General features: G+C 37.5%; 19 protein-coding genes. 10 read left to right on the top strand and 9 right to left on the bottom strand.

Annotated elements, in window-relative coordinates; genetic code table 11:
* Positions 1-310 precede the first annotated feature (310 nt).
* From ACOEN1_RS06550 to dnaA, 9 genes are all read right to left on the bottom strand, one after another.
* The gene (locus ACOEN1_RS06550) at positions 311-1,105 is read right to left on the bottom strand and encodes a SigB/SigF/SigG family RNA polymerase sigma factor (RefSeq protein ID WP_422485798.1); all 795 of its coding nucleotides are present in this window, start codon (positions 1,103-1,105) and stop codon (positions 311-313) included.
* Between the two features lie 13 nt (positions 1,106-1,118).
* Positions 1,119-1,475 (bottom strand): ATP-binding protein, encoded by a 357-nt coding sequence (locus ACOEN1_RS06545; protein WP_422485796.1) that lies wholly within the window; start codon positions 1,473-1,475, stop codon positions 1,119-1,121.
* Positions 1,468-1,797, bottom strand: coding sequence for an STAS domain-containing protein (locus ACOEN1_RS06540; RefSeq protein WP_422485794.1), 330 nt, complete (start codon positions 1,795-1,797; stop codon positions 1,468-1,470). The genes ACOEN1_RS06545 and ACOEN1_RS06540 overlap by 8 nt, the downstream gene beginning before the upstream one ends.
* 79 nt (positions 1,798-1,876) lie before the next feature.
* The gene (gene gyrA / locus ACOEN1_RS06535; RefSeq protein WP_422485792.1) at positions 1,877-4,303 is read right to left on the bottom strand and encodes a DNA gyrase subunit A; all 2,427 of its coding nucleotides are present in this window, start codon (positions 4,301-4,303) and stop codon (positions 1,877-1,879) included.
* Between the two features lie 9 nt (positions 4,304-4,312).
* Positions 4,313-6,235 (bottom strand): DNA topoisomerase (ATP-hydrolyzing) subunit B, encoded by a 1,923-nt coding sequence (gyrB, locus tag ACOEN1_RS06530; RefSeq protein ID WP_422485790.1) that lies wholly within the window; start codon positions 6,233-6,235, stop codon positions 4,313-4,315.
* On the bottom strand, positions 6,225-7,361 hold the full coding sequence (gene recF / locus ACOEN1_RS06525) for a DNA replication/repair protein RecF (RefSeq protein ID WP_422485788.1): 1,137 nt from the start codon (positions 7,359-7,361) through the stop codon (positions 6,225-6,227). Before recF ends, gyrB begins: the two co-directional genes overlap by 11 nt.
* A gap of 41 nt (positions 7,362-7,402) precedes the next feature.
* Positions 7,403-7,612, bottom strand: coding sequence for a S4 domain-containing protein YaaA (gene yaaA, locus ACOEN1_RS06520; protein WP_422485786.1), 210 nt, complete (start codon positions 7,610-7,612; stop codon positions 7,403-7,405).
* A gap of 14 nt (positions 7,613-7,626) precedes the next feature.
* Entirely contained in the window at positions 7,627-8,733 is a 1,107-nt protein-coding gene (gene dnaN / locus ACOEN1_RS06515) for a DNA polymerase III subunit beta (protein WP_422485784.1), read from the bottom strand.
* Between the two features lie 167 nt (positions 8,734-8,900).
* Positions 8,901-10,232 (bottom strand): chromosomal replication initiator protein DnaA, encoded by a 1,332-nt coding sequence (gene dnaA, locus ACOEN1_RS06510; RefSeq protein ID WP_422485783.1) that lies wholly within the window; start codon positions 10,230-10,232, stop codon positions 8,901-8,903.
* 517 nt (positions 10,233-10,749) lie between these two features.
* On the opposite strand from dnaA, the gene rpmH reads away from it, so the two are divergent.
* The 10 genes from rpmH to ACOEN1_RS06460 all read left to right on the top strand — a co-directional run bounded on the left by rpmH (position 10,750) and on the right by ACOEN1_RS06460 (position 18,949).
* Positions 10,750-10,884, top strand: a complete 135-nt coding sequence (gene rpmH, locus ACOEN1_RS06505) for a 50S ribosomal protein L34 (protein WP_422485782.1) — start codon at positions 10,750-10,752, stop codon at positions 10,882-10,884.
* An 83-nt stretch (positions 10,885-10,967) separates the two neighbouring features.
* Positions 10,968-11,303, top strand: a complete 336-nt coding sequence (gene rnpA, locus ACOEN1_RS06500) for a ribonuclease P protein component (protein WP_422485780.1) — start codon at positions 10,968-10,970, stop codon at positions 11,301-11,303.
* Positions 11,304-11,312: 9 nt separating this feature from the next.
* Positions 11,313-11,528, top strand: a complete 216-nt coding sequence (gene yidD, locus ACOEN1_RS06495) for a membrane protein insertion efficiency factor YidD (RefSeq protein WP_422485778.1) — start codon at positions 11,313-11,315, stop codon at positions 11,526-11,528.
* Between the two features lie 14 nt (positions 11,529-11,542).
* Positions 11,543-12,253, top strand: a complete 711-nt coding sequence (locus tag ACOEN1_RS06490; RefSeq protein ID WP_422485776.1) for a YidC/Oxa1 family membrane protein insertase — start codon at positions 11,543-11,545, stop codon at positions 12,251-12,253.
* A 1-nt stretch (position 12,254) separates the two neighbouring features.
* Positions 12,255-12,881 carry an RNA-binding cell elongation regulator Jag/EloR gene (gene jag / locus ACOEN1_RS06485; RefSeq protein WP_422485774.1) on the top strand — a complete coding sequence of 209 codons (627 nt, stop codon included), beginning with the start codon at positions 12,255-12,257 and terminating at the stop codon, positions 12,879-12,881.
* Between the two features lie 166 nt (positions 12,882-13,047).
* Positions 13,048-14,421 carry a tRNA uridine-5-carboxymethylaminomethyl(34) synthesis GTPase MnmE gene (gene mnmE, locus ACOEN1_RS06480; RefSeq protein ID WP_422485772.1) on the top strand — a complete coding sequence of 458 codons (1,374 nt, stop codon included), beginning with the start codon at positions 13,048-13,050 and terminating at the stop codon, positions 14,419-14,421.
* Between the two features lie 23 nt (positions 14,422-14,444).
* Positions 14,445-16,355 (top strand): tRNA uridine-5-carboxymethylaminomethyl(34) synthesis enzyme MnmG, encoded by a 1,911-nt coding sequence (gene mnmG, locus ACOEN1_RS06475; protein ID WP_422485770.1) that lies wholly within the window; start codon positions 14,445-14,447, stop codon positions 16,353-16,355.
* Positions 16,345-17,061: a 16S rRNA (guanine(527)-N(7))-methyltransferase RsmG gene (rsmG, locus tag ACOEN1_RS06470; protein ID WP_422485768.1), complete on the top strand. Its 717-nt coding sequence runs from the start codon at positions 16,345-16,347 to the stop codon at positions 17,059-17,061. The genes mnmG and rsmG overlap by 11 nt, the downstream gene beginning before the upstream one ends.
* A gap of 228 nt (positions 17,062-17,289) precedes the next feature.
* On the top strand, positions 17,290-18,054 hold the full coding sequence (locus tag ACOEN1_RS06465) for a ParA family protein (RefSeq protein ID WP_422485766.1): 765 nt from the start codon (positions 17,290-17,292) through the stop codon (positions 18,052-18,054).
* Between the two features lie 31 nt (positions 18,055-18,085).
* Positions 18,086-18,949 carry a ParB/RepB/Spo0J family partition protein gene (locus ACOEN1_RS06460; RefSeq protein WP_422485764.1) on the top strand — a complete coding sequence of 288 codons (864 nt, stop codon included), beginning with the start codon at positions 18,086-18,088 and terminating at the stop codon, positions 18,947-18,949.
* The last annotated feature ends 28 nt before the right edge of the window (positions 18,950-18,977 follow it).

Below are 18,977 nucleotides of genomic sequence, written 5' to 3'. Positions count from 1 at the left end.
TATTATTTGTTTTTAAAAAATTGATTCTTGGTTTATTCAAAGTTCTCACAACTGTTTAGTTATCTAGGTTCAGCGCCATCCTCTCTCGAGGCGACTTGATTAGTATACCATGTATACTAATCCTGAGTCAACATCTTTTTGAAGTTTTTTATTGTCGTTTCTGTACTGTCTTTCTCAAAAAGAGGCAACTTGAATATAATACACTTTAATTGTGTCTATGTCAACACAATTAAATGAAAAAATGTGGAATTTGAAAGTTATTTTCAAATTCCACATTATGTAGTCCTCTTATTGTACTCATATACTCAATTTAATCCATCAATGTCCTTTCAACTTCTTTCCTCAGCTTCTCAAGTATCCTTTTTTCAATCCTTGAAACGGTCATCTGAGAAATATCCAGGTTGTTTGCTATTGTAACCTGAGTTTTCTTGTTGAAGTATCTTTCTATAAGTATCTCCTTTTCAACTTCATTGAGCTTCTCCATAGTCTTCATTAGGAAGTCGTTATTCTCAATTCTGCTGAAATAAAGATCATCCTCACCTATTAACTCTGCCAGGTTAACCTCCTTATCATCATTGTGTGAATCAAATGTGACATCCAATGACTGGGGTGTGTAGACCTTACTTGCTTCCATTGCCTCCAATATATCCTCTTCAGATGTATTAAGGTAATTTGCAATATCTTCAACAGTTGGAACCCTTTGAAGCTCCTGACTTAAATGGACCTTTGCATTGTTTATCTTCTTGGAAAGTTCCTGGATTCTCCTTGGAACCCTGATTGTCCATCCCTTGTCTCTGAAGTACTTTTTGATTTCACCGATAATTGTTGGCGTAGCAAAACTTGAGAATTCAAAGCCCTTGTCGATATCATACCTGTCTATGGCATAAATGAGACCTATGCTTGCAACCTGGTAAATGTCATCGTAATCTATTCCACGGTTGGCATACTTTTTGGCTAAAATCTCAGCAATATAAAGATGTCTCTCAATCAGCACATCCCTTAGCTCTCTGCTAGGGTCATCCTTGTACTGTCTGAACATTTTCTTCAGCTCTGCTTTTTCTGAAGCATTGTTCTTTTCTTTGTCGTGTTGCTGTTTATTTGCCATAGGATTACCATCCTTAATCTATATATTTGATCAATCTAATGTCTTCATCAGTGTAATAGGCTTCATCCATCAATGATTCAATGATCATTCTACCAAGTGCCGCCTCTTTGCTTTCTTCACTCATGTCAGTATTTTCCCATCTTAGTGATACGTCCAATTTATCCTTGTGAATCTCAAATCTGATTTCAATTGAGTCATCTGATGATTTTCCGTGAGCAAGAATACACGCTTCACCCATGGCTACTTTTAAATCTTCAATCTCATCTATGTTATATCCCATCTTGTTACCTATTGATGATGAAATCAACCTTATCAAACTTGTATAGTCAGGTTTGTTTGGAATGCTTACAACAATAGTGTCGTTATTCATCACCTTCACCTCTTATAACAAAAAGCTTGTCAAGTTCCGTTATATCAAATAATTTTCTGATATTAGGCTTAATATTGTCAATATAAATCTTGAATTCTGTCTCCTGCAGCATTTTCAGTACACTAATTAAAGCTCCCAGTCCTGTGCTGTCAATGTATTCAAGGTGCTCCCCTTCAATTACGAGATCAGCTTTTCTTTCTTCAAATGCGCTTACAATCTCTTCCTTGAACACAGATGAGGTATAGATATCGATCTCACCAATTGGTTTTATTATCCACTGGTTGTTGTCGTTATTAAAATCAACTTTAGTATTCAATGACATTTTAGACTTCCCTCCATCCCGTTCGATTTTAGTTCATTCTATAACAAATATATTGCAATGTAAAGTAAAAGCCCTGTTGCTAGTCTTCCATGTATCTCGCTACCGCAACTATTTTGTCTTTCTTTGTTCTCATTAGAGTTACTCCTTGAGTATTTCTGCCCATAATAGAAATATCCTTGATGGCAAGTCTTATTATTGTTCCGTTCATTGTTATCATCATAACCTCATCTTGTTCACTTACAACCTTTGCAGATACTATCTGACCTGTTTTTTCCTTGAGGCTGTATGTTATAAGTCCTTTTCCACCTCTGTTCTGTGCCTTGTACTCAGACAGTTCAGTCCTCTTTCCGAAACCTTTTTCCGAAATAACAAGAAGATACTTGTCATCTTCTACGATTTCCATGGATACAATTGCATCATCCTTATTCAAGGTCATCGCCTTGACTCCCATCGCTGTCCTGCCCATCGTCCTTACATCAGTCTCGTGGAATCTTATTGCCATTCCACCATGGGTAACAACTATCAGGTCCTGTTGTCCGTCTGTAAGCCTTACACTTATAAGTTCATCTCCATCATGAAGTGAAATAGCTATCAAGCCATTCTTTCTGATGTTAACAAACTGCTCAAGCTCTGTCTTTTTGACAGTACCCTCTCTTGTAACCATTACAAGATTGCTTTTCGGATCCTGTTTATAAAGAGGAATTATTGCCGAAATCTTTTCATCTGCATTTAGCTGCAGAAGATTTACAATAGCAGTGCCTCTTGAAGTCCTGCTGCCTTCTGGGATTTCATATGCCTTAAGTGAGTAGACCTTTCCTTTGTTTGTGAAGAAGAGGATTGTGCTGTGTGTTGAAGTAATATAAAGATCCTCAACAAAGTCCTCATCCTTCTTGGAAAGAGCAATCACTCCCCTGCCACCTCTTTTTTGTGGTCTGTATGTTCCCTCTGGCATTCTTTTGATGTAGCCGAAGTGAGTAAGTGTTATTACTACATCCTCGTCATCAATCATATCTTCAATGTTTATTTCATCTTCTGAAAGCTTGATCTGGGTTCTTCTTAAATCTCCGTACTTATCCTTGATTTCAATCAACTCTTCCTTGATAACATTAAGAATAAGTCTTTCACTCCCAAGTAGCTGCTTTAATTTATTTATAAGCTTTATTAGCTCCTCATACTCCTCGTCAAGTTTTCCTCTTTCCAATCCTGTAAGTCTCTTAAGTCTCATGTCCAGGATAGCCTGAGCCTGTCTCTCTGAAAGGGAGAAGTTTTCCATAAGATCTTTCCTGGCACTTTGGTCATCACTTGCCGCCCTTATGATCTTAATGATTTTATCTATGTTGTCCAGAGCAATTCTCAATCCTTCAACAATATGAGCTCTGTCTTCAGCCTTGGCAAGATCATATTTTGTTCTTCTTGTTACAATCTCTTTCTGATGCTCCAGGTAGTGATAAAGCATTTCCTTGATATTCAATACCTTTGGCTCGCCATTTACAAGGGCAAGATTTATGATTCCAAAAGTTGCTTGGAGCTGGGTCTGTTTGTAGAGATTATTTAGAACCACCTTTGGATTTGCATCCCTCTTTAGTTCTATTACAATTCTCATGCCTTCTCTGTCAGACTCATCTCTCAAGTCTGAAATTCCCTCAAGTTTCTTGTCTCTAACATATTCTGCGATCTTTTCAATCAGGGCTGATTTGTTTACCTGATATGGAATCTCTGTCACTACTATGCTGTGCCTTCCCTTTGCGTTTTCTTCAATCTCTGCGACGGCACGCATTTTCACCTTTCCTCTACCACTTCTGAATGCTTTCCTAATTCCTTCTTTTCCCATTATGGTTGCGCCTGTTGGAAAATCAGGTCCCTTGATCACCTTCATAAGGTCATCGATAGTTATTTCGGGATCTTCAATCATCAACTCTATTCCTTCAATAACCTCTCTAAGGTTGTGGGGAGGAATATTGGTGGCCATTCCTACGGCTATTCCTGAAGAACCGTTTACAAGGAGATTTGGAAATCTGCTTGGCAAAACCACTGGTTCTTTAAGCGTCTCATCAAAGTTTGGTCTGTAATCTACCGTTTCCTTACCGATATCCCTTAGCATCTCTGTTGCAATCTTAGTCATTTTTGACTCAGTATAACGCATTGCTGCTGCACTGTCGCCGTCAACACTACCGAAGTTTCCATGACCATCTACAAGTAGATATCTGGTATTAAAGTCCTGTGCTAGTCTAACCATTGCTCCGTATACAGAACTATCACCGTGTGGGTGATACTTACCAAGTACATCTCCGACAACCCTGGCAGACTTTCTGTACTGCTTGTCAGGTGTCATACCAAGTTCATCCATTGCATATAGGATTCTTCTGTGTACAGGTTTAAGTCCATCTCTTACATCAGGGAGAGCACGACTTACTATTACACTCATGGCATAATCCAGATAAGAGCTTTTCATTTTATCTTCAATATTTACATCAATCAACTTATCTCTTACGTTTTCGTTTTCCATTTTCTCCTCCTAGATGTCAAGATTCTTAACATACTTAGCATTCTCTTCTATAAATTCTCTTCTTGGTTCAACCTTGTCGCCCATAAGAGTTGTAAATATCTCATCTGCCGCTACTGCATCATCTACATTAACCTTAATCAATATCCTTGTATCAGGGTCCATTGTAGTGTCATATAACTGCTCTGCATTCATCTCTCCAAGACCTTTGTATCTTTGTATGTTATAGTTGGATCTTCCAATTTCTTCGAGAATTACATCCAGCTCTTTTTCTGTGTAACAGTAGTATTCTTTTCTGGCTTTTGAAACCTTGTAAAGTGGTGGCTGAGCTATATAAATATTTCCATTGTCGATCAAGCCCCTCATATATCTGTAGAAGAATGTAAGAAGAAGGGTTGCAATATGTGCACCGTCAACGTCGGCATCGGTCATTATTATGATCTTTCCATATCTAAGTTTCTTTATATCGAAATCTTCACCTATTCCAGCTCCAAAGGCTGTAATCATTGATTTTATTTCATTGTATCCGAGAATTTTATCCAGTCTTGCCTTTTCGACATTCATAATCTTACCTCTTAATGGAAGTATTGCCTGGAATTTTTTATCTCGTCCCTGTTTTGCACTACCACCCGCTGAATCTCCCTCGACTATATAGAGTTCTGTTTCATTGACATCACTGGACTGACAGTCTGCAAGCTTTCCAGGAAGGGTCGTATTGTCAAATATGCTTCTCTTTCTGGTAAGGTCTCTTGCTTTTCTGGCTGCTTCCCTTGCTCTTTTTGAACTGATTGCCTTATCAAGTATAACCTTGGACGTCTTGGGGTTTTCCTCAAGGTAATCATTCAGAAAGTCGTAGGTCAATGATTCAACAATTCCTCTTGTTTCACTGTTTCCAAGTTTTCCTTTTGTCTGTCCTTCAAACTGTGGTTCTGGTAGCTTAACTGAAAGAATTGCAGTCATGCCTTCCCTTATATCTTCACCTGAAAGATTGTCATCCTTGTCTTTTAGAAAATTATATCTTCTTGCGTAGTCATTTACGCACCTTGTAAGTGCTGTTCTAAGTCCTGAAAGATGTGTTCCACCCTCAGCAGTACCAATGTTATTTGCAAAAGTAAAGACATTTTCAGAATAAGTGTCTGTATATTGAACTGCCAGTTCAACAGTTGTGAAGTCCTTCTCAGCTTCGAAATATATGACCTGCTTGTGAATTGCAGTCTTATTTTTGTTTATATATTCAACAAATGATTTGATTCCACCTGTATAATGGAATTCCTTTTTTGCACCTGATCTTTTGTCCTCCAGGCTTATCTTAATTCCTTTATTTAGAAAAGCCATTTCCCTGAATCTGTGTTCAAGAGTATCAAAAACTACCTCAACGGTTTCAAATATCTGGTCGTCAGGCATGAAGTGAATCAAGGTTCCTGTTGTATCTGCTTCACCTATGCACCTGATATCTCCATCAGGTTCTCCTCTTTGGAAAGTTTGCTCATACTCTTTTCCATCTCTTTTAACTCTTGCAATCAACCATTCTGAAAGTGCATTTACTACGGATACACCTACTCCGTGCAAACCTCCAGATACCTTGTATGCAGAGTTATTGAATTTTCCTCCAGCATGCAGGATTGTAAGTACAGTCTCAACCGTCGATTTTCCAGTTTGAGGATGGGTTTCAACAGGTATACCGCTACCATTATCCTCAACCATTACTGAATTATCTTCAAGTATGGTTACACCTATGGTATCGCAAATACCAGCTAGAGCCTCGTCTATACTATTGTCAACCACCTCGTATACAAGATGGTGCAGACCTTTTGGTCCTGTGCTGCCTATATACATACCAGGTCTTTTTCTTACTGGTTCAAGACCCGTAAGTACCTGTATTTCATTGGCAGTATATTGCCTGCCGTTTTCATTTACATTAATATCATTGGCCATTTACTTCCCTCCAAGTTTTAATTCCTTTATACAGACATCCTTCCTGTACATAAAAATACTCTTTATTGTAACTCTCAAGACCATCTATCTCAACAGCATCTGTTGTGGTGATAAAGGTTTGCATTTTGCTGAACAATTTTGTGAGATACTTTCTTCTTTCCTCATCCAGCTCAGAGTATACATCATCAAGAAGAAGAACGGGATAATACCCTGTATCTTTCATAAGTATCTCAACCTCTGACAGCTTAAGTGTAAGTACCAGTGATCTTTGCTGTCCTTGTGATGCATATGTTTTTGAATCATTGTTATTTATCATTATACCAAAATCATCCCTGTGTGGGCCAATCTCAGTAGTACGAACTTCAATATCCTTATCTCTGTTTTTTCTTAATGACTCAGCCAGAATTCCCTCTACCTCACTTAATGTATCTCCACAGGGAACACTTGAAATATATTTAATATCAAGCTTTTCTTTTCCAGCTGTCAACATGTTGTGAATTTCACTTGATTCCTTCAAGAGTCGTTTAACATAATTATCCCTCTCAAGCATTATCAAAGCTCCGGATTTGGCTAGCTGAATATCAAATACATCCAGAAGACCTGCCATATCTCCTTTGAATCTGTAGGATTTTATAAGATTATTTCTCTGAAGAAGAATTTTGTAGTATCTTCTGAGATTGTAATGATAAAGAGGCTTTATCTGGGATATGCTAGCATCCAGATAAGTTCTTCTGTTACTAGGTCCTTCTTTTATAAGCTTTAAGTCCTCCGGTGAAAAAAGAACTACTTTAAGACCTGTGTCAAGCTCCTTGTAATTCTTAAGTTCAGTTTTATTTACCTTTATCCTCTTGGGCTTGTTTCTCTCAAGTTTAATCTCAGTCAACTTGTCTCTTTCACCAATTTTTAATTGAGTTCCAATATATGCCTCATCCTTTTGAAAGTTAATTATTTCCTTGTCCCTGTTGGTTCTGAAGGATCTGCCAGTTGAGCACAGATAAATAGCCTCAAGAAGATTTGTCTTTCCCTGGGCGTTTTTTCCCACAAGAATATTAATTCCAGGATTGAAGCTTACACCTACATTATTGTAATTTCTAAAATTTATCAGTCTTATTCCTTCAACTATCAATAATTACACTCCCCAGGACATAGGAATTTTGCCAATCATTATTATACCACAACAAACAGGTATTGGTCGTCTATCTCGACCTTGTCGTTCTTTCTTATTTTTTTCCCTCTTTCAAGAGCCACCTGATTGTTTACCTTAACCATACCATCAGCAATCATCATTTTTGCCTGTCCGCCTGTCTGGGCAATTCCACAATGCTTAAGAAACTGGTCGAGTTTTATGAATTCAGTATCAATCCTGATTTCCTCCATTATTAAACACTCCTTTAAAAATCATCCTGGGCTAGTCTTACGGGCAATACCAGATAAGTATAAGTATCATCATCCACACCATTTATTATACATGGATTCAGGCTTCCCACAAAGTTCATTACTATTTCCTCATTGTCCATTATTTTTATTCCTTCAAGTATATATCTAGAGTTAAAAGCTATATTAAGGTCATCTCCATCCTGATTGGAATTTATTTCCTCATGTACATCTCCCATTTCAGAATTTGACTTTATTATTAGTTCTCCATTTATTACAGAAATTTTTACAAGGTTTGCCTTCTCTTCCTTTGCTAGAAGTGATGCTCTTTCAAGTCCATTCTGAAGACTTCTTCTGTTTACATTTACCTTCGTCTTGTGGTCAGATCTCATAATATCCTTATAATTGAAGAACTGTCCCTCAAGCAGTTTTGAATACATTATTGTATCACCGATATTGAAAATCACCTGACCCTGAGAAAGACTTATCGTAAGGTCCTCTTCCTTATCCTCAAGTATCTTGTTTAGCTCATTTAGTGATCTACCAGGAATAATGATCTTTTCATCAATTTCTGAATCGGTTGGCATTCTTCTTAGTGCAAGTCTATATCCGTCCAGTGAAACAAAAGTTATCTCCTTATTGGCTATTTCCAATAGAACACCTGTAAGAGATGGTCTTGTTTCATCCTGAGTTGTAGCAAATACAGTTTGCCTTATGGCAGCTTTTAGTAAATCCTTTGATATTGTAAACTGGTTTTCTTCCATTATAATGGGAAGGTCTGGATAATCATCACCAGAATTTCCTATTATATTGAATTCTGCATTCTGACATTTGATGTTAACATGATTATCCTTTACATGAAAACTAATTGTGTCATCAGGAAGCTTTTTAACAATATCCCCGAATATCCTTGAATTAAGTACAATTTTCCCTTTCTCTTCAACAGATGCATCAATAAATGTTTCAATACTTATTTCAAGATCTGTAGCTGTAAGCTTTATTCCGCTATCTCTTGCCTCAATTAGGATGCCGTCCAATATCTGAAGCGTCGATCTTGTCGATATACCTCTTTGAGCCATTGTTATATGCCTTGAAAGTTCTTTTTGTTCTACTTTGAATTTCATTTTAATCCTCCTCGTTTGTAGAATAATAGAATAAGAAACTATAGTAGTAATAGTAGTAGGACATGTGATTATGTGGATAAGCCCATCAAATTATTTAACCCGTGTAGAAACGGGATTTAATAACCTGTGGATAACCTTGAAAAATTATTAGATCTTTTCCACAGAAATCACTTTCCCAGCTCCTCAATTATGATATCAATCTTATTACGTAACTGGTTGTCAGCCTTTAGGTCATTTATTACTTTCTCACAGGCATGAATAACAGTTGTATGGTCTCTGCCTCCAAATTCATCCCCTATTTTTGGAAGTGACATATCTGTGAGTTCTCTTGTAAGATACATAGCTATCTGTCTTGGATAAGCTATAGCCCTGGTACGTTTCTTGGAGTTGAAATCATCCATACGAATATCAAATCTTTTGGAAACTTTATCCTTGATCAGGTCAACAGTTATTTCAACAGGCTTGTTGTTGGACATAATATCCTTTAAGGCTTCTTCTGCAAGTTCTTCAGTAATAGCCTTGTTTGTAAGTGATGAATAAGCTACTACCCGAATAAGTGCTCCTTCAAGCTCTCTTATATTCGAGTGTATCTTGGTTGCTATGAACGACATTACATCGTCGGGTATCTCCATAGTTTCAAGATTAGCTTTCTTCCTTAATATAGCGATTCTGGTCTCAAGGTCCGGTGCTTGAATATCAGTTGTTAAACCCCACTCAAATCTTGATCTAAGTCTGTCCTCAAGTGTAGGGATATCTTTTGGCGGTCGGTCACTTGAAATTATTATCTGCTTGTTTGCATCATGAAGGGCATTGAAAGTATGAAAAAATTCTTCCTGGGTACCTTCTTTTCCTGCAATAAACTGAATGTCATCTATTAACAGTACATCGACATTTCTATATTTATTTCTGAATTCTTCATTTCTATATTCTCTAATTGAATTAATAAGTTCATTTGTAAATTTTTCGCTTGATACATATACTACCTTGGCTTTTGGATTCTGACTTAGAATATAATGGCCGATAGCGTGCATAAGATGGGTTTTTCCCAATCCTACTCCACCGTATATAAAGAGAGGATTATATGCCTGGGCAGGTGCTTCGGCAACAGCAACAGATGCAGCATGTGCAAATTCATTGCTTTTACCTGTTACAAATGTATTAAAGGAATACTTTGGATTAAGCTTGGATTTGTTCAGAATATCCTCATTTTCAACTTCTTTTGGTGATGGTGGTGCTGGCTGTACTTCTTCACCGGGTATTATAAAATTGATGTTATAATTGTCTCCGGTAATCTGGTTAATGGCATTTCTTATAAGATTGAAATACCTACCTTCCAGTATACCTTTTGTAAAATCATTGGGGGCTCCAAGTACAATTTCATCATCGGTTAAACTAATTGGTTCAATTGATTTAAGCCAGGTGTTGAAACTGACTTCAGTCAACTCAACCTTGATGAGATTCAGGACATCCTCCCAGATTTGGTCCAAATTCCTTTCCATAAAACTACCTCCCTAAAAATTATCAACAAATTTATCAACAGAAAACTATCAAAAATTTTAATTCAGTTGTATAATGGTTTCTGTGGATAAAAATATCAACTCTTTGTTGATTAAGTGAAAAAAAAATTAAGCAAGCTACTTGTCCACATTAATTAAAAGTCCAAATTGTGGATAAAAACTCAAATAAATTACGATTTCTTAACATAGAAACAGCGTTTTTTTATAAGTTATACACAAACTATCCACAAATTGTGCATAACCTAGGTTTATCCACTGCTATTTAAAACTTATCAACATCCTCTATCATCTTATCAAATAAAGGGTGGATATTCAATAAAATTATCCACAGATCACATATGGTTTTGAAATTCTGTTTTGTGGGTAGGAGTCAATTAAAAACCTTGACACATAGTGGCATTATACATATAATTTATAGTAGTGTTTTGTGTTATCAATTAGTTAACTCTATATTGTATATATAAGTAATATCTTTTATTACTTGAAGGAGGTGTGTTGGATGAAGAGAACGTTTCAACCAAAAAAGAGACAAAGAAGTAAAGAACACGGTTTTAGAAAAAGAATGAAAACGAGATCTGGCAGAGATATTCTAAGAGCTAGAAGAAAAAAAGGTAGAAAAAGACTTTCTGCATAAGGCCGCTTGTTAGTGGCCTTTTCTAACGAACGGGAAGTTTCTTCTATTCTTTAAGTGAAAGGCCGTTTTAAGGTGGAATTATAATGGATAAGAAAAACAGATTAAGAAAGAATATGGAGTTTAGGAAAGTTTATAAAGCACGAAAAAATTTCTGGAACAGAAATCTGATTCTCTATATCAGAAAAAATGGTACAGAAGAGACCAGGATTGGAGTAACAATCACCAAGAAAGTTGGAAATGCCGTAGTGAGAAATAAGCTAAAAAGACGCATCAAGGAACTTAACAGTGCTTATATTGCAAATCTCAAGAGCGGGTATGATATTGTTGTCATACCTAAAAAAAACGCTGTGGACTTGTCTTTTAAGGATCTGAATAGTGCCTTGAAACACATTTACAAGCTATCGGGTGTTTGGAAATAGGGTGATTAGATGACACGTATAGCGATATTGTTGATAAGATTCTACCAAAGAATTATCTCAAGATATATTCTTACTGGGAACAATTGCAGATTTTATCCCACCTGTTCAGAATATTCCCTTCAGGCTTATACAAAGTATGGATTTATAAAAGGTTCATATCTTTCTGCCAAGAGAATAGTCAGGTGTCATCCTTTTAATGAGGGAGGATATGATCCGCTTAAATAATGGGAGGTTAACAAATGATGGGATTTCTAGGTAACATACTGGGATCATTGTTGAGATTTGTATATGATATTGTCACATCAACTTTAGGAACAGAACCAGAGTCAATTTCATTCTATGCATTGGCTATTATCTTGACTACTATAGTATTCAAATTGATGCTTTTGCCAATAAATCTTCAGCAGACAAAGTCTACTCGTAAAATGAGTGAAGTACAGCCTTTGATGAAGGAGATTCAGACAAAATACAAGAACGATCCGCCAAAAATGCAGGAAAAAATGCAGGAACTTTACAAAGAGCACAAATATAATCCAGCATCTGGTTGTCTGATACTTATTATACAGTTACCGATTATATTTGCATTCTTTACAGTATTTAGACAGCCTGAAATATATGCTTTCAGCGATCCAGGCATGTATGAGAGTATGGCCAAGAACTTTTTGTGGATTGGCAACCTTGAAAATCCAGATCCATTACTATGGGGACTGCCACTTTTAGCTGCTGCCACAACATTCTTACAGAGCAAGACAATGAGCACCGGATCAAAGGATCCTCAGGCTCAATCTACTCAGAAAATAATGAATTACATGCTGCCTGTTATGATATTTTGGGCTTCAAGAAGCTTTCCAGCTGGACTGGCACTATATTGGGTAGTAAGTAACTTTTTCACAATAATACAGCAAGTTATTACAAACAGGTCTTTAATGAAAATTAAGGGGGCAAAATAGTATGAAATTTGTTGTAAAAACTGCCAAAACAGTTGAAGAAGCTTTACAAGAAGCTTTGGTTGAACTTAAAGCAACAGAAAAGGAAGTAGAGTATGAAATTATAGAGGAAGCTTCTAAAGGTTTATTTGGACTGATAGGTACTAAGGAAGCAAAAATAAAGGTTGTGCTAAAAAACGACCCAGAAGAGAAGGCTGACAAGTTTTTAGATGGTATTCTTAAGGGAATGGGAATTATAGCTCTTTATGACATCTCAATTGAAGAGGATATAATGAAGATTGAGATTAACAATATCTCTTCATCAGACATGGGTATTCTAATAGGTAAAAGAGGAAATACTCTTGATTCCATACAATATCTTTTAAGTCTCGCTATTAATAAGGAGCGAGAGAACTACTTGAAGGTTATCCTAGATGCAGAAGGATATAGGGCAAAGCGTGAGGAAACTTTAAAGAGACTTGCAAATAAAATGGCTGAAAAAGCTAAGTATAGCAAGAGACCTGTCAAGCTTGAGCCCATGAATCCTTATGAAAGAAGAATAATTCATTCGGCTTTACAGGAATTTGAGGGAGTCAGCACTTACAGCGAAGGCAATGAACCATACAGAAGAGTAGTAATAGTAACCAAGTAGAATAAAAAGCCCAATTGTTGGGCTTTTATTTTTTTAGCCTCTCCCCCACTTTCTGTAACTGTAAGATAATGTTTTTTTCAAAAATGTAATAAACTCCATTGAATTATTGTTATAATAAAGTAAAATAAGTTAGTTAAGTATGTTTTTAGATAGAAGAGGTGATTTTATGTCAGAAACAATTGCTGCAATCTCCACAGCTGTAGGTGAAGCCGGGATTGGAATTGTAAGAATGAGCGGAAGAGAGTCATTGCAGATTGCAAAGAAGATTTTCGCAAGATTCAAGGATCAGGAAGTTGATAAGAAGGATAATAAAAGACTTTTATATGGACATATATTTGATGGAGATACAATTGTAGATGAGGTTATGGTGGCATTCATGTATGAGCCATATACCTATACTAGAGAAAATATGGTAGAGATTTATTGCCATGGCGGTATAATTCCTGTTAAGAAGACATTGGAACTGCTGCTAAAAAATGGAGCCAGATTAGCGCAACCAGGAGAATTTACGAAGAGAGCATTTCTTAATGGACGACTTGACCTTTCACAGGCAGAAGCTGTAATAGATATTATCAAATCCAAGACTGAAAAAAGTTACGATGTATCGATAAATCAGCTCCATGGAAGCCTGAGTAGAGAAGTTGAGGAAATAAGAAGAGTTCTACTTGGTATGATTGCACACATTGAAGTTTCAATTGATTTTCCGGAGGATGACATAGAAGAGGTGACCTATGATGAGTTAATCAGAGATGGAAACCAGGTTAAGGAGAGAATTGCAAAGCTCCTTGCAACATCAGGAAGAGGCAAAATACTACGAGACGGCTTGAATACAGTTATTCTTGGAAAGCCAAATGTTGGCAAGTCCTCCCTGCTCAATGCAGTATTAAGAGAAAACAGAGCCATAGTAACTGATGTACCTGGAACAACCAGGGATATCATTGAAGAGTATGTAAACATAGACGGCATTCCCCTGAAGATAATGGACACAGCAGGGATTAGACAAACAGAAGACATGGTCGAAAAAATAGGAGTTGACAGGGCAAAAGAGACGCTGGAGAAAGCAGACCTAATAATTGCAATATTTGATATATCCAGAAGTCTTTCTGAAGACGACCATCACATAATTGAACTAATAAAAGATAAGAAGACAATAGTACTCTTAAATAAAACAGATCTTCCCAATGAATATGATGAAGAGCTGTTCAGGAAATATTTCGATGCGAGTCAGATAATCAGCACATCCATGATCAAAGGTGTAGGAATAGATGAGCTCGAGAATGCGATTAGAGCAATGTTTTATGGCGGAGACATACAATTGGACTCTGAGATGATAATTACCAATATAAGGCACAAGAACCAGCTTGAGAGAGCGATGGAAAATATTGGAAGTGTATTAAATGACCTTGGCCGGGAAATACCACTGGACTGCCTTGAGGTGGATCTGAGGAGCTGCTGGGAAAATCTGGGAGAAATCACAGGAGAAAGTATAAATGAGGATATCCTGGACAAGATTTTCAGTGAGTTTTGCATAGGCAAGTAGATAATGTTAGAAAGGTGAGCAAAATGATTGAGACAAAAACCTATTTAGGTGGAAAATATGATGTAGTTGTTATCGGTGCAGGCCATGCAGGTGTTGAAGCAGCACTTGCATCGAGTAGAATGGGACTTCAGACTCTAATACTTACCATCAGTCTTGATGGTATAGTTGCATTGTCCTGTAATCCCAACATTGGCGGAACTGGAAAAGGCCATTTGGTAAGGGAAATTGATGCTCTTGGCGGAGAAATGGCATTAAACATTGACAAGTCCTTTATACAGAGCAGAATGTTGAATCTCTCCAAAGGTCCTGCAGTGCACTCTTTGAGGGTGCAGGCAGACAAGAAAATGTATCACATGGAAATGAAGAAAATATTGGAAGATGAGCCAAATCTAACATTGAGACAAGGTGAAGCAATAGATATTGTAGTTGAAGATGATACAGTAAAGGGAGTTGTGACCAGAAACGGTGCAATATTTGAAACTGCTGCTGTTGTAATCGCTACAGGCACTTATCTAGGTGGAAGGGTCTATATTGGAGAAGTTAACTATCAATCAGGTCCTGATGGAATGTTCCCCTCCCTCCTGCTTTCGGATTCCTTGAAGGAAAAAGGATTCAATTTAAGAAGGATGAAGACGGGTACACCTGCCAGAGTCCATAAGGATAGCATAGACTACTCGGTTATGGAGATACAACCTGGTGATGAAGAAGTGATACCATTTTCATTTTTGAATATGGACAAAAGCTTCGATTTTGAACAGGTTCCCTGCTACCTAACCTATACCACCGAGGGAACACACGATATAATCAGACAGAACCTGGACAGATCCCCAATGTTTTCAGGCTATATTGAGGGTGTTGGACCAAGATATTGTCCATCCATCGAAGATAAGGTTGTGAGATTTGGAGACAGGGACAAGCATCAGGTCTTTATTGAACCGGAAGGACTCTCGACCAAGGAAATGTATGTTCAGGGAGTAAGCTCTTCACTGCCTGAAGAGGTACAGATTGACATGTATAAGAAGATTAAGGGGCTTGAAAATGTTCAATTCATGAGAACTGCATATGCCATTGAATATGATTCGATCAATCCCACAATGCTGAAACTATCCCTTGAACACAAAGAAATAAATAATCTGTTTTTTGCAGGACAGATCAATGGATCTTCAGGATATGAAGAGGCAGCAGCCCAAGGTCTTATAGCAGGCATAAATGCATCTCAGAATATAAAAGGCAAAGATCCATTTATAGTAGATAGATCAGAAGCATATATTGGAGTGCTGATAGATGATCTAGTGACAAAAGGCACAGATGAGCCATACAGAATGATGACATCAAGGGCTGAGTACAGACTTACGCTGAGGCAGGACAATGCGGACCTAAGACTTACCAAAATGGGTTATGAGCTAGGTTTGGTAACTGAGGAGCGATACAGGAAGACAATTGAGAAAGAAGAATTGATCCAGGGAGAACTAGAGAGACTCCAAAAAATAGTAATAAACCCGACTCAAAAGAACAATGAAATTCTTGAAAAACTAGGTTCAACTGAAATAAGAAATTCAACTACATTATATGACCTGATCAAGAGACCTGAAATCTCATACGAAAGCACAGCAGTATTCGATCCGAAAAGAGATATTTTGTTGAAAGAGATCAGATTGCAGGTTGAGACTCAAATCAAGTACGAAGGATATATCAAAAAGCAGATGCAGCAGATTGAACAATTTAAGAAGCTTGAAAACAAGAAGCTCGATGTAGAATTTGATTACTCCAAGGTAAGGGGATTAAGTACTGAAGCCACGCAGAAGCTATCAGCAATAAAGCCGGATTCTGTTGGTCAGGCATCGAGAATATCGGGAGTAACTCCAGCGGATATCAATGTTCTTTTAATACACCTTGAGCAGAGACGAAGGAGTGGTGAAAAAAATGACAGATAATAGGCTTAAGAGACTGTCACATTCCATGGACATTGAACTTAGCGATGAGATGATTGATGATTTTTCAGCATACAAGGAATTATTAAAAGAATGGAACGAAAAGATCAATATTACAACCATTACAGATGATGAAGAAATCGATAAGAAACATTTTGCTGACAGCCTCTCCCCTGCACTTACGGGATTATTTGATGGCAGTGAGAGGATAATTGATGTCGGGACTGGTGGTGGATTTCCAGGTTTGCCGCTTAAAATAAGGAATAGGGGCCTTCGAGTAACACTTTTGGATAGCCTAAACAAGCGGATAGTATTTTTAAATCATGTAATCGAGCAACTTAATCTGAATGGAATAGAAGCAGTACACGGTAGAGCTGAAGAGTTGGGTCTGAAAGACGAGTATCGCGAAAAATACGACATATGCGTATCCAGGGCTGTCGCTTCATTGGATACCCTCTGTGAATACTGCATGCCATTCGTGAAGGTTGGAGGATACTTTATTTCAATGAAAGGGCCAGACATAGACGAGGAAGTTGAAGCCAGCAAGAAAGCAATCAATATATTGGGTGGAACTGTTGAGAAAATTGATTATGTCCGTATTCCAGAAAGTGATATCGTTCATTCGCTGGTTGTAATTAAGAAGACCGGAAACACTCCAAAGAAGTATCCACGGGCAGGAGGAAAGCCTAAAAAGACTCCAATAAAGTAGAGAAGCAGACTCACTGGTTGGTTCAGATCATTTGACCAACCTTTGAAACACTTGATATGACTAGTTTACATGGGAATGTTCCACGTGAAACAATATAATTGTTTCACGTGGAACATTTTTGTTTTAAAATACTAAATATATGTTATGATATATTTAATGGGTCAATCATTGATGGCTTATGTGTGATGGAAGCAATTTCATGTTACAGGGACAGTGGGGAGTGTTTATATGGGAAAAACCATTGCGATTTTCAATCAAAAAGGTGGCGTTGGCAAGACCACAACAAGTATCAATCTGGCTGCAGGACTTGGCAAGTTGGGAAAAAATGTTCTGCTTGTTGATATAGACCCGCAAGGGAATTGCTCATCAGGTATTGGAATTGACAGAAATGAAGCAAATACCCTGGTCTATGATATTCTCACGGGAGAATCAAAAATACAGGAAGGCATATACGAGACCAATGCTGAGAATGTAAGCATTATACCTTCAAACAACCAGTTGGCTGGCCTGGAGATTGAATTGGCTCGCAGTGGTGACTGGGAGGATTCTCTAAAGACTACAATTGATGAGATAAGAGAACATTACGAGTACATTATTATCGACTGCCCTCCTTCCCTTGGGATCTTAAGTGTTATGGGTCTTATTGCTGCGGACAGTGTTATAATTCCAATTCAATGCGAATACTATGCGCTTGAAGGTGTAAGCCAGTTGTTTCAGACGATTGAGCTTGTAAAGAAAAATTACAATTCCAATCTTGAAGTTGAAGGTGTAGTACTTAGCATGTTCGATGGAAGAACAAATTTATCCATTCAGGTTGTTGAGGAAGTTAAGTCTTTCTTTAAAGGGAAAGTTTATACAAGCATAATACCTAGAAATGTAAGATTGGCTGAGGCACCATCATATGGGCTCTCAATCCATGACTATGACTCAAAGTCCAAGGGATCAGAGTCTTATATGGATCTTGCCGAAGAATTCCTGTTTTTGCAGGATTAGTTTATTGAGTACAGGAAAGGAAGTGTTACCAATGACCAGTAAAAAAAGGGGTCTTGGAAAGGGTTTGTCAGCATTGATTCAAGACAAGGAGAAGGTTGACACGCTTATAAGTGATTCCACCATCAATCCAGATGAGTCAGTTGTTTCACTGCCGCTTGCAAACATAAAACCAAAGCCTGACCAGCCAAGAAAAATCTTTCAGGAAGATGCATTGGAGGACCTTGCGCAATCAATAAGAGAAAATGGTGTAATACAGCCAATTATTGTAAGAAAGTCAGAAGATGAACACGAGATAATCGCTGGCGAAAGAAGATGGAGAGCTGCAAAAGAGGCAGGTCTTGAAGAAATTCCTTGCATTGTAAGGGATATTGACAATATTACGGCAGACAGAATTTCACTGATAGAAAACATCCAAAGAGAAAACCTAAACCCTATCGAGGAAGCCCAAGCTTATAAAAGAATTATGAAGGAATATAATCTTAAGCAGGAAGAGCTCGCAAAGGCTGTGGGAAAAAGCAGGTCGTATATCAGCAATAATATGAGACTTTTAAATCTGGATGAGAAGGTTGTACAATATATATACGAAGGGAAAATTTCCGGAGGCCATGGAAAGGCACTACTGGGAATAAAAACCAAGGATGAGCAACTCAAGGCTGCAGAACGAATCATTCAATTTGGTTTAAATGTCAGAGACACTGAAAGCAACGTTAAAAAGAAGAAAAAGACAAGGTCAAAGAAAAAAAAGGAAAACTATATAGTTGATCTGGAAGAGCAGCTTATGAGTGTACTTGGCACCAAGGTAACCCTTAATGCTGGAAGAAAGTCCGGGAAAATAGAGATAGAGTATTATAATGATGATGACTTGGAACGTCTAATTGACTTGATTACAGGGTAATGTTCCACGTGAAACATTAAGGAGGTTA

It is taken from the genome of Gudongella sp. DL1XJH-153 (genome assembly GCF_049310905.1).
Classification (GTDB): Bacteria; Bacillota; Clostridia; order Tissierellales; family Tissierellaceae; genus Gudongella.
This window is presented reverse-complemented; position numbering and strand designations above follow the sequence as displayed.

Bases quoted from the DNA above. Each gene is read 5' to 3' on its own strand.
- ACOEN1_RS06550 (WP_422485798.1), bottom strand. From the start codon at position 1,105: ATGGCAAATAAACAGCAACACGACAAAGAAAAGAACAATGCTTCAGAA.
- ACOEN1_RS06545 (WP_422485796.1), bottom strand. From the start codon at position 1,475: ATGAATAACGACACTATTGTTGTAAGCATTCCAAACAAACCTGACTAT.
- ACOEN1_RS06540 (WP_422485794.1), bottom strand. From the start codon at position 1,797: ATGTCATTGAATACTAAAGTTGATTTTAATAACGACAACAACCAGTGG.
- gyrA (WP_422485792.1), bottom strand. From the start codon at position 4,303: ATGGAAAACGAAAACGTAAGAGATAAGTTGATTGATGTAAATATTGAA.
- gyrB (WP_422485790.1), bottom strand. From the start codon at position 6,235: ATGGCCAATGATATTAATGTAAATGAAAACGGCAGGCAATATACTGCC.
- yaaA (WP_422485786.1), bottom strand. From the start codon at position 7,612: ATGGAGGAAATCAGGATTGATACTGAATTCATAAAACTCGACCAGTTT.
- dnaN (WP_422485784.1), bottom strand. From the start codon at position 8,733: ATGAAATTCAAAGTAGAACAAAAAGAACTTTCAAGGCATATAACAATG.
- dnaA (WP_422485783.1), bottom strand. From the start codon at position 10,232: ATGGAAAGGAATTTGGACCAAATCTGGGAGGATGTCCTGAATCTCATC.
- rpmH (WP_422485782.1), top strand. From the start codon at position 10,750: ATGAAGAGAACGTTTCAACCAAAAAAGAGACAAAGAAGTAAAGAACAC.
- rnpA (WP_422485780.1), top strand. From the start codon at position 10,968: ATGGATAAGAAAAACAGATTAAGAAAGAATATGGAGTTTAGGAAAGTT.
- yidD (WP_422485778.1), top strand. From the start codon at position 11,313: ATGACACGTATAGCGATATTGTTGATAAGATTCTACCAAAGAATTATC.
- ACOEN1_RS06490 (WP_422485776.1), top strand. From the start codon at position 11,543: ATGATGGGATTTCTAGGTAACATACTGGGATCATTGTTGAGATTTGTA.
- jag (WP_422485774.1), top strand. From the start codon at position 12,255: ATGAAATTTGTTGTAAAAACTGCCAAAACAGTTGAAGAAGCTTTACAA.
- mnmE (WP_422485772.1), top strand. From the start codon at position 13,048: ATGTCAGAAACAATTGCTGCAATCTCCACAGCTGTAGGTGAAGCCGGG.
- mnmG (WP_422485770.1), top strand. From the start codon at position 14,445: ATGATTGAGACAAAAACCTATTTAGGTGGAAAATATGATGTAGTTGTT.
- rsmG (WP_422485768.1), top strand. From the start codon at position 16,345: ATGACAGATAATAGGCTTAAGAGACTGTCACATTCCATGGACATTGAA.
- ACOEN1_RS06465 (WP_422485766.1), top strand. From the start codon at position 17,290: ATGGGAAAAACCATTGCGATTTTCAATCAAAAAGGTGGCGTTGGCAAG.
- ACOEN1_RS06460 (WP_422485764.1), top strand. From the start codon at position 18,086: ATGACCAGTAAAAAAAGGGGTCTTGGAAAGGGTTTGTCAGCATTGATT.